Genomic DNA, 15,901 nt, shown 5'->3' on the forward strand with positions numbered 1-15,901 from the left:
ACCACCTGTGCCTGATCCGTTGCGCACCGCCCGGCGCGGCCCGGAAGGAACCCGTTGCACGATCCGGACGCCGACGCCCAGCACGTGGTCATCGTCATCACCACCTTCAATCGGGCCGGCCACCTGGACGAGCTGCTCCAGTCGATCGCCCGGCTGGATCCCCTCCCGGGCGGCGTCGTCGTCGTGGACAATGCGAGCACCGATGGGACGGCGGACGTCCTTGCCGGGGCGCAGCTCCCCTGTCCCCTGCTGATCGAGCACCTGCCGCACAATGTCGGTGGGGCCGGCGGATTCGCGGCCGGCATGACCCGCGCACTGGACGAGGGGGCCCGGTGGCTCTGGCTCATGGATGATGACGTCGTGGTGCTTCCCGCCGCGCTGGCATCCTTCCATCCGTGGATGCAGCGCTATTCGTGCATCCACGGCCGGCGGTACGACGCCGCGGGCAAGCCCTTCTTCTGGCAGCACCTCCTCCATGAGTCCCTCGGGGTGCACCTCCCGGTCCGCGGAGACGTCTTCGAGGACTCCCCGGTCTTCCACACCAACGTGGGCTGTTTCGAGGGGATGCTGGTGTCCTCGGAGGTGGTGCGCGAGATCGGCCTCCCCGACGCCCGGTTCTTCCTCAACGGCGACGACCTGACGTACGGCTGGCTCATCTCCCGGCGTCACCCCGTGGCGTACGTGGACGCGTTCGTGCTGCAGAAGACCAGGGCGCAGCGCCAGATCGATCTGGGGGTACGCCACCTGAACGACTCGAGTGACCTCTCACGCTTCTGCGGCATGCGCAATCGTGGGCACCAGGCGCGATACCTCCAACTCCACGGCAGCTACAGCAGGGTGGGGTTCGGGGTGGGGACCCTCCTCGCTGCGGGCAAGGAGTTGGTCCGACTGGTCGCCGTCGAGCGCTCGCTCACCGGGCTGGCCCCCGTCTGGCGCGGCTGGCGGGCCGCACGGACGATCCTGCGCGATCCGCACTGGCGCCCCGAGCCCCCGTTCGGCGACCGGCGTGCGGGCGGTGCGTCATGAGCTGGGCCGTGGTGGGCGGCTCGGGCTTCGTGGGAACGGCGGTCATCGAGGCGCTCGCGGCTGCCGGGATCGAAGCGCACACCGTCCCGGCCCCCCGCCTGGCCACGGAGGCAAGGACCGCTGCCGCCCTCGTCGCGGAGGCCCTCCGGTACGACGTCGGCGCACTGGGAACGGCGCTGCGCGGGCACGACGTCGTGGTCAACGCCGCCGGGATGGCGACCCCCTCGGGCCAGGACGGCCCGGACCTGCTGGGCGCGAACGCGCTGCTTCCCGCCGTCGTCGCCCGCGCGGCGGCGGGGGTCGGAGTGCAGCGCGTCATCCACCTCAGCAGTGCCGCGGTGCAGGGCAGTGCCCGGATGCTGGACGAGACGACGGCGGTGCATCCGTTCTCCGGCTATTCCCGCAGCAAGGCGCTCGGCGAGCAGGCGCTCACCGCACTGGACCCGGCGGACCTCTCGATGGTGATCCTGCGGGCCACGTCCGTGCAGGGCCACGGACGACCCACGACGGCCTCACTCGCGACACTGGCGCGCTCACCCCTGGCCTCGGTGGCGGCTCCCGGGACCGCGCCGTCGCCCATCACATCGGTCGGCGCGCTGGCGGACCTCGTCGTCACGATCGGCCGGCACGGGGCAGCCGTGCCGGACATCGTCCTGCAGCCGTGGGAGGGCCTGTCGGTGCGGACCGTGCTCGAGGCCGCGGGCGGGCGGCCGCGCCTGCTCCCCGCCGTCCTGTGCAGGATCGCGGTCACGGCAGGCTTCAGGATCTCGTCGCTGCTGGGCGGCCGCCTCGACGGACAGGTGCGCCGCGTCGAGCTGCTCTGGTTCGGGCAGGACCAGGTAGCGGGGTGGGCCGCGGACCAGGGACTCGTACCCCGGGCCCGGGTGCGGGACGTCCTGGCCCGGGCCGGTCGCGGCGACTGGGCCGGTCGGTAGCTGTGGTCGGCGGCCTCGGTCGGTAGCGCCTCGGCCAGTATGCCCGGCGTCAGAGCTTCAGTCAGCCGGGTCCCTGTCCTCCGGTGCTGCGTCCGCCGGGTCCCTGTCCTCCGGTGCTGCATCTACCGCTGGCGCTGCGTCCGCCGCCGGGGCTGCGTCTTCGCCGGCACCGGCGAGATCCGGCACCACCTCGCGCAACCGTTCCACGGAGAGGGTTCCCTGCCGGACGATCCGCAGGACCTCGCCCGTCGCGTCGACGATGGTGGAGCCCATCCCGTCGGCAGCGGTCCGCGGACCGGCGTCCAGATAGACGGCCACCGATTCGGCGAGCTGCGCTGCGGCATCGGCCGCCGTGGTTGCCGCGTCCTGCCCCGTCCTGTTCGCCGAGGAGACCGCGAGGGGGCCCGTGAGGGCGAGCAGCTCGAGCGCGACGTCGTCGTCGGGTACCCGCAGGGCCACTGTTCCCAGCGTGTCGCCCAGATCCCAGCTCAGGGACGGCTGCGCGTGGCAGATGAGTGTCAGGGCTCCCGGCCAGAACGCCTCGGCGAGTCGCCGGGCGTCCGGGTGGACCTCGGCGGCGAGGCCGTCGAGCGTCTGGATCCGCGGGATGAGGACGGGCGGGGGCATGTTCCGCCCGCGCCCCTTGGAGGCGAGCAGTGTCGCCACGGCCTGCGGGGAGAAGGCGTCGGCGCCGATGCCGTACACGGTGTCCGTCGGCAGGACCACGCACTGCTTGCGCTCCACCGCCTGGTGGGCGGCGGCGAGTCCTTCGCTTCGCTGGGCAGGATCTGAGCAGTCGTAGCTGGTAATCACGCCCTCATCCTTCCACTGCGGAACAGCGCGGCGCACATCGCCCACCAACAACGGCACGCATCCTCGGCGGAATACCTCAGGAGGACGGCGGAGGGCCGAAGCCCCTGCCCCTCAGACCGCCCGCGTAGGCGGAGAACCAGGCCCGCAGTCCCGGGAGATCACGCTGGGTGAGGAAGTAGTAGGGGAAACCGATCACATCCGCCCCGAACCAGCGGAGATTACGGTGCTTGCGGGCCAGGTGGGCCCGGTTGCGGAAGTAGGAGAACCGTTTGAAGTCACCCTCGGGGATCACCGGGGTGAGGAAGCCTCCGAAGATCGGCTTCATCTCGGACCAGGTGGCCGGATGCCGCACCGCGACACTCGTCAGTGTCCCGTAGCGGAGACCGGCCTTCCTCACGCGGGCCAGGAAGTCCACCTCGTCGCCGCGGATGAAGTACTTCATGTCCGGCAGGCCGATCGTCGAGAAGACCTCGGCCCGGATCAGGGCTCCGTTGAAGAAGTGCACCATGTCCGGCAGGTAGCCCCGGGCCTCCAGCGTGGCCCTGTCGTTCGTCAGCAGTCCGTTGATACGGAAGTTGAAGGACAGGCGGGTGGGATCGGAGGTCGCCGCAACCAGCGGGCTGACGATATCGAGGTCGTGCTCGCGTGCGGCGTCGAGCAGCGCCGCGAGGCACCGCTCGTCCTCGGGGTGGCCGTCGTCGTCCATCAGCCAGATCCACTGTGCCCCGCTGGCAATGGCGGCGAGGATCGCGAAGGCGAAACCGCCGGCACCGCCGAGATTGGCCTCCGAGCGGAGATAGTTGATGCTGCCCTTTGCCGCGTCGACGACGGCGGTGGCCGGCGTCGTGCCCGAATCCACGAGGGCGACGGTCCTGATGGGTGCGCTCTGCGCCGCGAGCTTGTGCAGCAGCAGCGCGAGTTCCGCCGGCCGGTCGTAGGTGACGGCGGCCACCGCCACCGTCGCGGGAGGTGCGGCGCCCTCTGTCCGTGTCGTCATCGCCCGGCCCCGTTCGTCGTCGACCCGCCGGGCCGTTCGCTGATCCGCACGGCACTTGTTGCCCGGTCCCGGCCCGTGAGGTCCTGGTGCGTGGTGACCGCCTCCCACGATCCTGTGCCGGCGAGGAAGGCCGCCACCGCAGGAGCCTGCACCTCGGCGTGCTCCATGACGAAGTAGCCGCCGGGCTTCAGGAGCCTCGCCGCGGTTCTCGCGGCTGCACGCGGCAGGTCCAGGCCGTCCGCTCCCCCGCCGTACAGGGCCAGGTGCGGATCGTGGTCGGCGACCTCGGGGTCCACCGGCACCGCGTCGGGAGGGATGTACGGCGGGTTGGACACGACGACGTCGAACGAGCCGCCCTGCTCCGGCAACGCCGTCGCCAGATCGCCCTGGGTGAGCTGCACGCCGGACGACGCGAGATTGCGGCCCGCCCAGGCCAGGGCCAGCTCGCTGAGCTCGACGGCGTGCACCTCGGCGCCCGGGACCTCGTCGGCGATCGCCGCCGCGATGGCTCCCGACCCCGTGCCCAGGTCCACGATCCGCGGAGCGTCCAGCTGCACCGCCCGGTCGATCGCGAGCTGCGCCACCGACTCCGTCTCCGGACGCGGGACGAAGACCCCGGGACCCACCGCGAGGTCCACCCGGCGGAAGGTCGCCGTGCCCGTCAGGTGCTGCAGCGGGACGCGACCGGCCCGCTGCTCGACCAGTGCCTCGAATCCCTCCGGCACCTCGGCGCCGGTCAGGACCAGCGCCCGCAGGCGCCCCCGGGAGACACCCAGCAGATGCGCGGCGAGGAGCTCGGCGTCGACCCGGGGGCTGGGGATCCCGGCCACGCGGAGCCGCTGTTCCGCCGAGCGCAGCGCGTCCTCCATGCCTACTCGTCCGCGCCGATGGCGTCGAGGCGCGCCTGCTCGTCCAGCTCGATCGCCGACTGCACCACGGGCTCCAGATCGCCGTTCATGACGGCGTCCAGATTGTAGGCCTTGTAGCCGGTCCGGTGATCGGCCACGCGATTCTCCGGGTAGTTGTACGTGCGGATGCGCTCCGAGCGGTCCATCGTGCGGATCTGCGACTTGCGGATATCGGAGTTGGCGGCATCGATCTTCTCCTGCTCGTGCGCCAGGATGCGCGAGCGCAGCACCCGCATGGCCGCCTCGCGATTCTGCAGCTGGGACTTCTCGTTCTGCATCGCGACGACGATCCCCGTGGGCAGGTGCGTGATCCTGACCGCCGAGTCCGTGGTGTTGACGGATTGGCCGCCGGGCCCTGAGGAGCGGTAGACGTCGATCTTCAGGTCGTTCTGGCTGATCTCGACCTCCTCCGGCTCGTCGACCTCCGGAAGCACGAGCACACCCGCGGCGGAGGTGTGGATGCGTCCCTGCGACTCGGTGACCGGGACGCGTTGCACGCGGTGCACACCGCCCTCGAACTTGAGGCGGGCGTAGACGCCCTCGGCCGGGTCGTTGGAGGACTGCTTGATGGCCATCTGGACGTCCTTGTAGCCGCCGAGATCGGACTCGTTGGCCGAGAGGAGTTCGGTCTTCCAGCCGCGGGACTCGGCGTACCGCGTGTACATGCGCAGCAGGTCACCGGCGAAGAGGGCTGCCTCGTCGCCGCCCTCACCACCCTTGACCTCGATGATCACGTTGCGGCCGTCGTTGGGGTCCCGTGGGATGAGGAGGCGGCGCAGGCGCTCCTGTGCCGCGGCGAGCTGACCCTCGAGGACGGGGACCTCGGCGGCGAGCTCCGGGTCCTCCCCCGCCATCTCGCGGGCGGCCTCGAGATCCTCGTCGAGCGCCGCCCACCGGTTGTGTGCGTCGACGATGCGGCCGAGCTCGGCGTACCGGCGTCCGAGCTTGCGGGCCAGTGCCTGGTCCGCGTGGACGGCGGGATCCGCGAGCTGGTCCTGCAGCTCGGAGTGCTCATCGAGCAGTCCCTGGATGGATTCGAACATCGGGTGTACCTCTTTCGGCGTGTGCAGCCAGTCTACGAAGGACGAGCTGGCAGGAATGACCGTTCACCACGCACTGGGGCGGTCGTTCCTGCCATCTCGGCACCGGCCTTAACGGCCACAGCCGTCCGGGACACACCGGGTGGCGGCGTGTCCCGAACGGCTGATGGGGTGCTAGTCGGAGTCCTTGGAGCCCAGCGTGGTCTTCTGGACCTGCATCAGGAACTCCACGTTGGACTGCGTCTCCCGGATCTTGTTGGTGAGCAGCTCCAGTGCCTGCTGGGTCTCGAGACCCGACAGCACGCGGCGTAGCTTCCACATGATCTTGACCTCGTCGGGCGAGAGCAGATTCTCCTCGCGCCGAGTACCGGAGGCGTTGACGTCGACGGCGGGGAAGATCCGCTTGTCCGCGAGATTGCGGGAGAGGCGGAGCTCCATGTTGCCGGTGCCCTTGAACTCCTCGAAGATGACCTCGTCCATCTTGGACCCGGTCTCCACGAGCGCCGTGGCGAGAATGGTGAGCGAGCCACCGTTCTCGATGTTGCGCGCCGCACCGAAGAAGCGCTTGGGCGGGTAGAGCGCCGCGGAGTCGACACCGCCGGAGAGGATACGTCCCGACGCCGGAGCGGCCAGGTTGTAGGCACGTCCCAGGCGCGTCATCGAGTCCAGCAGCACGACGACGTCCATGCCCATCTCCACGAGGCGCTTGGCGCGCTCGATGGAGAGCTCCGCGACGGTCGTGTGATCGTCGGCGGGCCGGTCGAAGGTCGAGGCGATGACCTCGCCCTTGACCGTGCGCTGCATGTCGGTGACTTCCTCGGGACGCTCGTCCACCAGGACCATCATGAGGTGCACCTCAGGATTGTTGATCGTGATGGCGTTCGCGATCGCCTGCAGGATGAGCGTCTTGCCTGCCTTGGGCGGGGAGACGATCAGACCGCGCTGGCCTTTGCCGATCGGCGCCACGAGATCGATCACGCGGGGACCGATCTTCTTCGGGTCCGTCTCGAGGCGCAGGCGGTCCGAGGGGTACAGGGGCACGAGCTTGGCGAACTCGACGCGGTCCGTGAGCTCCTCCGCCGACTTGCCGTTCACCGAGGTGACGCGGACGAGTGCGTTGAACTTCTGGCGCGCGCTGGCCTGGGTCTCGCCCTCACGGGGAGCGCGGATGGCTCCCACCACGGCGTCGCCCTTGCGCAGACCGTGCTTCTTGACCTGCGCGAGTGAGACATAGACGTCGTTGGGGCCCGGCAGATAGCCGGAGGTGCGGACGAAGGCGTAGCTCTCGAGGATGTCGAGGATGCCCGCGACGGGCAGCAGGACGTCGTCCTCGGTGACCTCGACGTCGTCGACGTCGGGGTTCTGGTTGCGTCCGCGCCGGCGGTCGTTGCGCTCGTTGCGGTCACGGAACCGGCTGTTGCGGTCCTCGGAGGCGTTGCCACCGCGATTCGACCGGTTGCGCCGGTTGCGACCGCGACCCTCGTCGTCATTCGAGGAGTTCGACCGGTTGTCACTGCGGGCGCTGTCGTTCCGGTTCTCGTTCCGGTTGTCACCACGGTTGTCATTACGCGAGTTGTCGTTCCGGGCGCCGTCGTTCCGGTTCTCGTTCCGGTTGTCATTACGCGAGCTGTCGTTCCGGACGCCGTCGTTCCGGTTCTCGCCACGGTTGTCACTGCGCGAGCTGTCATTACGCGAGCTGTCGTTCCGGGCGCCGTCGTTGGAGGCGTCGTCCCCTGCCGGGCTGTTCCCCGCATTGCCGGACGAGGTGTTCGAGGAGTCGTCCCGCCCGTTGCGTGAGCGACTGCGCCTACCGTCCCGGCCCTCGGACTGCGTGTCGGTCGAGACAGCGTTCTGCCCGCCGTCCTTGCCACTGCTCTCGGAGCTGTCCTGGGAATCACCCTGGTCCGTCTGGGCGTCGGTACGGTCCTCGCCCCGCCGGTTCCGGCGATTGCGCGAGGGCCTGCTTCCGGCGTCGCGGTCAGTACGATCCTGCTGCTCTCCGGCGGGAGCCGTGACGCTCGCGTCCGTGCCGGAGGCCTCGGCCGGGCTGTCCCCCGTTGCCGCCTCGCTCGCGGACACCACACCGTCGCTGCCTGCGCGGCGGTTCCGGTTCCGGGTGCGTGGCTGGCGCTCCGCGGGAGCGGACTGTCCGCCGCCGGACCGGTCCTCGTCGGACGTGTCGACTGCGGCAGGAGTCTCGGGCGCCGACTTCTCCGTGTCGGCCTTCGCCGTGTCGGAGCCGCGTGCGCCGGAGCTCTTCTGGCGATCCGCGACGGCGCCGCCGCGCTGGTGGTCGGAGATGGCCGAGACGAGATCACTCTTGCGCATCCTCGACCCGCCGGTGATGCCGAGTTGACCGGCAAGAGCCTGCAGCTGTGCGAGTTTCAGGCCTGCAAGGCCGCTGCTCTTGGTAGCTGGTGCGCCGTCTGCTGCAGCGTCTTGGGTGGCCACACCTGGTAACAGGTCAGTGGTGTCAGTCACGAAGGATCCTTCCCCCTCGTCGGGCGGCCATCAGATCGGTGGTCCGCGGTGGTGTGCCCGTGCCGCTGTGCGGACTGGGCGGCCGGTGGTGGTCCGGCGTCGGCTGTGTACTGGGAGCCTGAGGATGTCCGCGTGCGGCAGCCCTGAGAGCCGCGCACGAGAATAAGGTCGGAGGCTACACCGAGGTGGGCAACTGCTGAAGGGGAGCTGCAGTGGTGCGGCGGTCTTCAGAGGACGGCCAGATCAGCAGGAGCACACGATGTCCGGTGGACGAGGAGCGTCATCACGACGCCGGTGCCCGGGAACACGGTAGGACCAGAGTGCGCACGCTGTGCGCCGGAACGATCTCTACCCTTGATGCACTCCCACATTAGCACCTTCCCGCTCCACTGCGAGCCTGATGATCCGCCAGCCGCCCGGCGTTTCGTCCTGCTCCAGCAACGCGTGCAGCGCATCCTCGGCAGCGCCCGCGTCGGACTCTCCCACCGCCAGGGTCAGGACACTCGGGCCGGCGCCGGAGATGGTGCTGGCGAAGCCCTCCGCACGCATCCCGCGCATGAGGGTGGCGCTGGGCAGCATCGCCGGCGCGCGGAAGTCCTGGTGGAGTGCGTCCTGCGTCGCGGCCGGGAGCAGGGACGGATCGGCGCCGAGTGCGTGGACCAGCAGGGCTGCGCGGCCGGCGTTGGCGGCAGCACTGCGGTGGGAGACCGACGTCGGCAGCAGCGCCCTCGCGCTCTCCGTGGACAGCGAGGTGTCCGGGACGGCGAGGACCGGAACGATGTCCGGGTGCACGTCCACCCGGGTGCTGTGGTAGACCCGGCCGCTCTCCCAGGAGATGGCGAGCGAGCCCATCAGCGCCGGGGCCACGTTGTCGGGGTGGCCCTCGAGGGACGCGGCCCACTGCAGCAGCTGCGCCGGCGCGAAGCGCTCCCCCGCGGGCAGCAGCGCGTTCCCCGCCAGCACCCCGGCGACGATGGCCGCCGCCGACGACCCGAGCCCCCGACCGTGCGGGATGACGTTGAGCGTATCGAGTTCGAGACCGTCCGCTCGATACCCGGCCCGCTGCAGCGTACTGATCAGCGAGGCTGCCACGAGGTGCGTCCCGTCCGTCGGCAGACCGTCGGCGCCCTCACCCTCGGAGCGGACCAGGATCGTGCCGGAGGCGGTGGTGCGCACGCGCACGGTGTCGTGGAGCGTCAGTGCGAGACCCAGGGCGTCGAAGCCCGGTCCCAGGTTCGCACTCGTGGCAGGCGCCCTGACGGAGACGTCCTGTCCGGCCTCCACGGCGGGGAGTGCAAGGACATCCGGCAGCACCGGTACGGCAGGCAGGCGTGCCATCTCAGCCCTCGAGACCGAGGGCAGCCGCCACGCTGACGACGTCGAACTCCACCTTGGTGGGTTGGATGTCGGCGCCGTCCGCTGTCCGGAGGGCCCACTGCGGATCCTTCAGGCCGTGCCCGGTGACGGTGATGACGATCGTCTTGCCCGTGGGCACCTTGCCCTCGGCGTGCTTCTTGATGAGGCCGGCGACACCCGCGGCGGAAGCCGGCTCCACGAAGACACCTTCCCTGGCGGACAGCCAGCGGTGCGCGTCGAGGATCTCCTCGTCGCTCACCGCCTCGATGAGTCCCCCCGACTCGTCGCGAGCGGCGACGGCGAAGTCCCACGATGCGGGATTTCCGATGCGGATGGCGGTCGCGATGGTGTCGGGCTCGGTGACGGGGTGGCCCTTGACCAGGGGCGAGGCCCCTTCGGCCTGGAAGCCCCACATGATCGGGGTGCGCGTGGAGACGGGGGCGAGCTCACCGTGGTGCATGGAGGCGTAGGGCGCGGCGTACTCCGTGTACCCCTTCCAGTACGCACTGATGTTCCCCGCATTGCCGACGGGCATCAGGTGGTAGTCCGGTGCGTCGCCGAGGGTGTCCACCACCTCGAAGGCCGCCGTCTTCTGCCCCTCGAGCCTCGCCGGGTTCACGGAGTTAACGAGAAAGACGGGGTAGGACTCCGCGAGCTTCCGGGCCACGTCGAGGCAGTTGTCGAAGTTGCCGTCCACCTGGAGGAGCTGCGCGCCGTGGGCGATGGCCTGGCTCAGCTTGCCCATCGAGATCTTGCCGTCCGGGACGAGCACCGCGCAGGTGATACCCGCCTGGGTGGCGTAGGCCGCCGCGGACGCCGAGGTGTTGCCGGTGGATGCGCACACCACGGCCTTGGCGCCGGCGGCGACGGCCGCCGTCATCGCCATGGTCATGCCGCGGTCCTTGAAGGACCCCGTGGGGTTCATGCCCTCCACCTTCAGGTGGACACTGCACCCGGTGAGCTCGGACAGGTGGCGCGCGTACACGAGCGGCGTACCGCCCTCACCGAGCGTGATCACCTCCGTGGCGTCGGTGACCGGCAGGCGTTCGGCGTACTCGCGGATGACTCCGCGCCACTGGTGGGCCACTTAGATTCCCTCTACTCGAAGAACGGATGAGACGGCGGTGATGACCTCGAGCTCGGCGACCTGCCGCACGGTGGCCGCCAGGGATGCCTCGACGGCCCGGTGTGTGACGATGCGCAGCTCGGCCGTGGTGGCGCCGTCGGGCCCGTCCTGCCGGATGCGCTGGCGCATGGTCTCGATGGAGACCCCGTTGGCCGCGAAGATCTGCGCGATCCGCGCGAGGACACCGGGCTCGTCGACCACCTGCAGGGCGATGCAGTAGCTCGTGCGCACGGCGTCGATGCCGAGGGCCGGCACCTGGGAGGTGGTCGTCTCCGTGCGGCCGGGGCCTCCGAGGACCCTGCGGCGCGCGGCACTGACGACATCGCCGAGGACGGCGGAGGCGGTGGGCGTACCCCCGGCGCCCTGCCCGTAGAACATGAGCTCGCCGGCGTTCTCCGCCTCGACGAAGACGGCGTTGAAGGCCCCGTGCACTGCGGCCAGCGGATGGGTGCGCGGCAGCAGGGTGGGGTGGACGCGCACTCCGATCCCCTCCGCACCGGTCGCATCGGTGAGCAGCTCCGCGATGGCGAGCAGCTTGATGACGTAGCCGTCCTCCGCCGCGGCGGCGATGTCGTCGGCCGTGACGGACGTGATGCCCTCGCAGGAGACGTCCTCGAGGGCGAAACGTGTGTGGAAGGACAGGGAGGCCAGGATGGCGGCCTTGGCCGCGGCGTCGTGGCCCTCGATGTCGGCCGTGGGATCCGCCTCCGCGTAGCCGAGGTGTTGGGCCGCCTGCAGCGCGTCGTCGAACTGGGCTCCCGTGGAGTCCATCTGGTCGAGGATGTAGTTCGTGGTGCCGTTGACGATGCCGAGGACGCGCGTGATGCGGTCACCGGAGAGGCTGTCACGGATAGGTCGGAGAATGGGGATGGCTCCGGCGACGGCGGCTTCGTAGGACAGCTGCACGCCCGCGGCATCGGCCTGCTCGTAGAGCTCCGGTCCGTCCAGGGCCAGCAGCGCCTTGTTACCGCTCACCACGGCGGCGCCGTGCGCGATGGCCCGGAGGATCAGCGACTTGGCCGGCTCGATGCCCCCCATGAGTTCGATGACGATGTCCGCGTCCGCGACCAGCGCGTCGGCGTCCGTGGTGAGGAGCCCGTCGGGCAGCTCGACATCGCGCTCGGCGTCGAGACTGCGGACCGCGACACCCACGAGGTCGAGCCGGGCGCCCGCGCGGCCGGCGAGGTTGTCCGCGTCGTCGAGGAGGATGCGGGCCACCTGCGAGCCGACCGTGCCGCAGCCGAGCAGGGCCACGCGAAGGGCTCGTGCGGCGGGCGTTGCTGGAGTGGTCATGGGTGTGCGTCTCCTGGATCGGTGGCGGGTTCGCGCTGGACGTCCCTGCGGAAGAGGTCGTCCTCGGTCTCACCGCGGACGATCAGCCGGGCGGCGCCGTCGGCCACCGCGATGACGGGTGGGCGCGTCAGGTAGTTGTAGTTGCTCGCGAGCACCCAGCAGTAGGCGCCGGTGCCGGGAACGGCGAGGAGGTCTCCGGCTCCGGTGTCCTCCGGGAGATAGGCGTCACGCACCACGATGTCGCCGCTCTCGCAGTGCTTGCCGACCACGCGGGAGAGCACCGGGGCTGCCTCGGGTGGGCGCGAGGCGAGAACGGCGGAGTAGTCCGCTCCGTAGAGCACGGGGCGGGCGTTGTCGCTCATGCCGCCGTCCACCGACACGTAGCGGCGCGGATGCGTGGCGGGCACTGCCTGGCCCTGCTCGCTCCCCGCGGAGTCCACGCGCACGGTCTTCGTGGTGCCCGCGGTGTACAGGGTGAAGGTGGTGGGGCCCACGATCGCCCGTCCGGGCTCGATCGAGATGCGCGGTACGGCCAGGCCCAGCTCGCGGCAGGTGGAGCCGACGACGCCGGCCATGGCCCGGGCGATCTCGGCCGGCGGGCGCGGCTCGTCCGCCTCGGTGTAGGCGATGCCGTAGCCACCGCCGAGATCGAGCTCGGGCAGTTCGACGCCGTGCCGGTCGCGGACAGCGGCGAGGAACCCCAGGAGCCGCTGCGCCGCGAGTTCAAAGCCCTCGGGCTCGAAGATCTGCGATCCGATGTGGCAGTGCACGCCGAGCAGATTGATGCCTGGGTGCGCGAGTGCGTTGGCGACGGCGCGATGCGCGGGGGACGTGCCGCCGTCGTCGCCCGGGCCCTGGCCGACTGCCGGCTCGGTGGTCGCGTCAGCAGCCAGGGACAGACCGAACTTCTGGTCCTCGTGGGCCGTCGCGATGAATTCGTGGGTGTGGGCGTGGACCCCGGGCGTGAGGCGGATCATCACGTTGGCGATCCGGCCGCGCTGCACGGCGAGATCCCCGACGAGGGCCACCTCCTGCAGGCTGTCGACGACGATCCGCCCCAGGTCCGCGTCGATGGCCCGGGTGATCTCCGCCGCCGACTTGTTGTTGCCGTGCAGACCGAGCCGGTGCCCGGGCATGCCGGCGCGCAGCGCGACGGCCAGCTCCCCACCGGAACACGTGTCGAGGCCGAGTCCCTCCTCGCGGACCCAGTGCGCCACCTCGGTGCACAGGAAGGACTTTCCGGCATAGAAGACGTCCACACCGCCGCAGAGTTCGCGGAAGGCGTCGTCGAACGCAGTACGGAAGATCCGCGCGCGGGCACGGAAATCGCGCTCGGAGACGACGAACAGCGGCGTGCCGTACTGCTGCGCCAGCTCCGTGACGCTGACGCCGTCGATCTGCAGGACGCCGTCGTCGCCGCGCTCCACGTCCTCGGCCCACAGCTTCGCCTCGAGCCGGGCCTGGTCCTCGGGCAGGGTGAGCCACGCGGGGGCGAGCGGCGAGGCCCCGGCGGCCGTGGTCGTCACCGTCACATCCGCTCCGGAGCCGAGACGCCGAGGAGGGTCAGGCCGTTCGCGAGGACCTGCTGCGTCGCGTTGTTCAGCCACAGCCGTGAGCGGTGGAGGTCCTCCACGGGCTGGTCCCTGAGCGGCGCGACGCGGCAGGCGTCGTACCACCGGTGGTACGTGCCGGCGATGACCTCGAGGTGGCGGGCCACCCGGTGCGGTTCCCTGAACGCCGCGGACTGCGCCACGACGCCGGGGAACTGGCCGAGGGCCGCGAGCAGTTCGCCCTCGGTCGGGTGGCTCAGCGAGGCGGCGTCGAACGCGCTGGTGTCCACGCCCGCGGAGACGGCGTTCCGGGCGACGGCGTGGGTGCGGGCGTGGGCGTACTGCACGTAGAACACGGGGTTCTCGTTGGTGTGCCGGGTGAGCAGATCCAGATCGATGTCGATGTTCGAATCGGCAGAGAAGCGGGCCAGGGTGTAGCGCGCGGCGTCCACGCCGACGGCCTCGACCAGATCCTCGAGCCTGACCACGGTTCCCGCGCGCTTCGACATGCGGACCGGTGCGCCGTCCTTCACCAGATTCACCATCTGGCCGATCAGGACCTCGACGGCGTCGGGATCGTCCCCGAGCGCCGCGGCCGCGGCCTTGAGGCGGGCGACGTACCCGTGGTGGTCCGCACCCAGCATGATGATGTTCAGATCGAAGCCGCGACGGCGCTTGTTGACGAAGTAGCCGATGTCGCCGGCGATGTACGCCGGGGACCCGTCGGACTTGATGACCACGCGATCGCGGTCGTCGCCGAAGTCGGTGGACTTCAGCCACCAGGCACCGTCCTCCAGGAACAGGTTCCCCGAGGCCTTCAACTGGTCCAGGAGGCCTTCCACGAAGTTGTCCTGGAAGAGGGAGTGCTCGTGGAAGTAGACATCGAAGTCGACGCCGAAGTCGTGCAGCGACGCCTTGATGTCATCGAACATCGCGTCGACGCCCAGGGCACGGAAGCGCTCCACGGCGTCGTCCTGCCCGAGGTCCAGGATCCCCGGCTCGATGGCCAGGACCCGCTGAGCGATGTCGACGATGTACTGGCCCGCGTACCCGTCCTCAGGGGCGGGCCGTCCGGTCGCCGAGGCGTAGAGGGAGCGCGCAAAACGGTCGATCTGCGCGCCGTGATCGTTGAAGTAGTACTCCCGCGTCACATCGGCGCCCTGCGACTGGAGGATGCGGGCCAAGGCGTCGCCCACGGCTGCCCAGCGCGTTCCGCCGATGTGGATGGGACCGGTGGGATTCGCGGAGACGAACTCCAGATTGATCTTCTGTCCGGCGAGCGCGTCGTTCGTGCCGTAGGCCGGACCCGCGTCCACGATGGTGCGTGCGAGCTCGCCGGCTGCACCGACGTCGAGCGTGATGTTCAGGAATCCGGGGCCGGCGATGTCCACGCTCTTGACGCCGTCGATCCCGGCCAGGCGCGCGCTGAGCAGCTGCGCGAAATCACGCGGATTCATCCCGGCCTTCTTGCCGAGCTGGAGGGCGATGTTCGTGGCCCAGTCGCCGTGCTCGCGGTTCTTCGGTCGCTCCACCCGCACCTCCGAGGGGAGGTCGACGCTGATGTCACCCGCGTCGACGGCGGCCTGCAGGCAGGCGGAAATGGCGGAGGAGAGTTCGTCGGGAGTCACCCGTCCAGCATAGCGGCGAGGCCGTGCCGGGTCCGAAGTGCGGCCCGGCGTATGACGTGCCCGCCGCTGGGCCGTCCGGCCTACTCCCTGGAACGAATGCTTCCATGGGACGCTGAACCGGCCCGGTGCGCGTACCGGACCGTCCACCTCCCACCGCGCGGATCGTCGTCCGCCCGGTCAAGCCATGCGATCCACCAGGAGCACCCCGTGACCAGGACACCCCCGACCGCCCTCCTCACCGCGGCGTCCTCCCTGCCGCGTTCCGGCGCCGCTTCCGACCGACGTGTCCTCACGATGCTTGCCGTGGTGTCCATTCTCGGAGCTGCGGGCTGCGCCGGAGCGGATGCTTCCGCCGACAGTGCCGCTGACTCCTCGATGGAGGGGCCCTCCTCCGACGCCTCCGCGGCCGCGCCGCAGCCCGCTGCTGGACAGTCCGCCGCCGGCGGTCAGGTCTATGAGGACGGCGAGTACACGGAAACCGGCGGCTACCAGTCCCCCGCCGGACCCGAGGAGGTCGGCGTGACGCTCACGCTCGAATCGGACGTGGTGACCGCCGTGGAGGTGGAGCCCATGCCGGAGAACCCCACCACCACCGTTTACCAGGAGCGCTTCGCGGGAGGCATCTCGGAGGCGATCGTCGGCAAGAAGCTCGACGACCTCTCGGTGGACAGGGTGGCCGGTTCCTCTTTGACGAGCGGCGGCTTCAACGACGCCGCCGACAAGATCAAGAGCGAAGCCCGGCTCTAGG

At 70.3% G+C, this 15,901-nt stretch carries 13 protein-coding genes; 3 read left to right on the top strand and 10 right to left on the bottom strand.

What is annotated here, in order from left to right:
- The first annotated feature begins 54 nt into the window (after positions 1-54).
- Positions 55-1,026, top strand: coding sequence for a glycosyltransferase (locus FQ377_RS06770; protein WP_148600462.1), 972 nt, complete (start codon positions 55-57; stop codon positions 1,024-1,026).
- Entirely contained in the window at positions 1,023-1,961 is a 939-nt protein-coding gene (locus tag FQ377_RS06775) for an NAD-dependent epimerase/dehydratase family protein (protein ID WP_148600463.1), read from the top strand. Before FQ377_RS06770 ends, FQ377_RS06775 begins: the two co-directional genes overlap by 4 nt.
- A gap of 57 nt (positions 1,962-2,018) precedes the next feature.
- Here FQ377_RS06775 and FQ377_RS06780 read toward each other — a convergent pair whose 3' ends face one another.
- From FQ377_RS06780 to argS, 10 genes are all read right to left on the bottom strand, one after another.
- Entirely contained in the window at positions 2,019-2,774 is a 756-nt protein-coding gene (locus tag FQ377_RS06780; RefSeq protein ID WP_148600464.1) for an L-threonylcarbamoyladenylate synthase, read from the bottom strand.
- 76 nt (positions 2,775-2,850) lie between these two features.
- The gene (locus FQ377_RS06785; RefSeq protein ID WP_148600465.1) at positions 2,851-3,771 is read right to left on the bottom strand and encodes a glycosyltransferase; all 921 of its coding nucleotides are present in this window, start codon (positions 3,769-3,771) and stop codon (positions 2,851-2,853) included.
- A complete protein-coding gene (prmC, locus tag FQ377_RS06790) occupies positions 3,768-4,640 on the bottom strand; it encodes a peptide chain release factor N(5)-glutamine methyltransferase (RefSeq protein ID WP_148600466.1) in 873 nt (290 codons plus the stop codon). Before prmC ends, FQ377_RS06785 begins: the two co-directional genes overlap by 4 nt.
- A gap of 2 nt (positions 4,641-4,642) precedes the next feature.
- Positions 4,643-5,722: a peptide chain release factor 1 gene (gene prfA / locus FQ377_RS06795; RefSeq protein ID WP_148600467.1), complete on the bottom strand. Its 1,080-nt coding sequence runs from the start codon at positions 5,720-5,722 to the stop codon at positions 4,643-4,645.
- A gap of 171 nt (positions 5,723-5,893) precedes the next feature.
- Complete coding sequence (gene rho, locus FQ377_RS06800; protein ID WP_148600468.1) at positions 5,894-8,200, bottom strand: transcription termination factor Rho; 2,307 nt, start codon at positions 8,198-8,200, stop codon at positions 5,894-5,896.
- Between the two features lie 348 nt (positions 8,201-8,548).
- Positions 8,549-9,538, bottom strand: coding sequence for a homoserine kinase (gene thrB / locus FQ377_RS06805; protein ID WP_148600469.1), 990 nt, complete (start codon positions 9,536-9,538; stop codon positions 8,549-8,551).
- 1 nt (position 9,539) lies between these two features.
- Positions 9,540-10,643, bottom strand: a complete 1,104-nt coding sequence (gene thrC, locus FQ377_RS06810; protein ID WP_148600470.1) for a threonine synthase — start codon at positions 10,641-10,643, stop codon at positions 9,540-9,542.
- Entirely contained in the window at positions 10,644-11,975 is a 1,332-nt protein-coding gene (locus FQ377_RS06815; RefSeq protein ID WP_148600471.1) for a homoserine dehydrogenase, read from the bottom strand.
- Positions 11,972-13,501, bottom strand: coding sequence for a diaminopimelate decarboxylase family protein (locus tag FQ377_RS06820; RefSeq protein ID WP_148600472.1), 1,530 nt, complete (start codon positions 13,499-13,501; stop codon positions 11,972-11,974). Before FQ377_RS06820 ends, FQ377_RS06815 begins: the two co-directional genes overlap by 4 nt.
- Before the next feature lie 2 nt (positions 13,502-13,503).
- Positions 13,504-15,153 (bottom strand): arginine--tRNA ligase, encoded by a 1,650-nt coding sequence (gene argS, locus FQ377_RS06825; RefSeq protein WP_148600473.1) that lies wholly within the window; start codon positions 15,151-15,153, stop codon positions 13,504-13,506.
- A gap of 207 nt (positions 15,154-15,360) precedes the next feature.
- On the opposite strand from argS, the gene FQ377_RS06830 reads away from it, so the two are divergent.
- Complete coding sequence (locus FQ377_RS06830; RefSeq protein WP_262364316.1) at positions 15,361-15,900, top strand: FMN-binding protein; 540 nt, start codon at positions 15,361-15,363, stop codon at positions 15,898-15,900.
- Position 15,901 lies beyond the last annotated feature (1 nt).

Origin of the sequence: Arthrobacter echini, from assembly GCF_008107445.1 — a bacterium.
Lineage (GTDB): Bacteria > Actinomycetota > Actinomycetes > Actinomycetales > Micrococcaceae > Arthrobacter_D > Arthrobacter_D echini_A.

What these genes read in the sequence shown, in the direction of transcription:
- FQ377_RS06775 (WP_148600463.1), top strand. Translation starts at nt 1,023, where the DNA reads ATGAGCTGGGCCGTGGTGGGCGGCTCGGGCTTCGTGGGAACGGCGGTC.
- FQ377_RS06785 (WP_148600465.1), bottom strand. Translation starts at nt 3,771, where the DNA reads ATGACGACACGGACAGAGGGCGCCGCACCTCCCGCGACGGTGGCGGTG.
- prmC (WP_148600466.1), bottom strand. Translation starts at nt 4,640, where the DNA reads ATGGAGGACGCGCTGCGCTCGGCGGAACAGCGGCTCCGCGTGGCCGGG.
- prfA (WP_148600467.1), bottom strand. Translation starts at nt 5,722, where the DNA reads ATGTTCGAATCCATCCAGGGACTGCTCGATGAGCACTCCGAGCTGCAG.
- thrB (WP_148600469.1), bottom strand. Translation starts at nt 9,538, where the DNA reads ATGGCACGCCTGCCTGCCGTACCGGTGCTGCCGGATGTCCTTGCACTC.
- FQ377_RS06815 (WP_148600471.1), bottom strand. Translation starts at nt 11,975, where the DNA reads ATGACCACTCCAGCAACGCCCGCCGCACGAGCCCTTCGCGTGGCCCTG.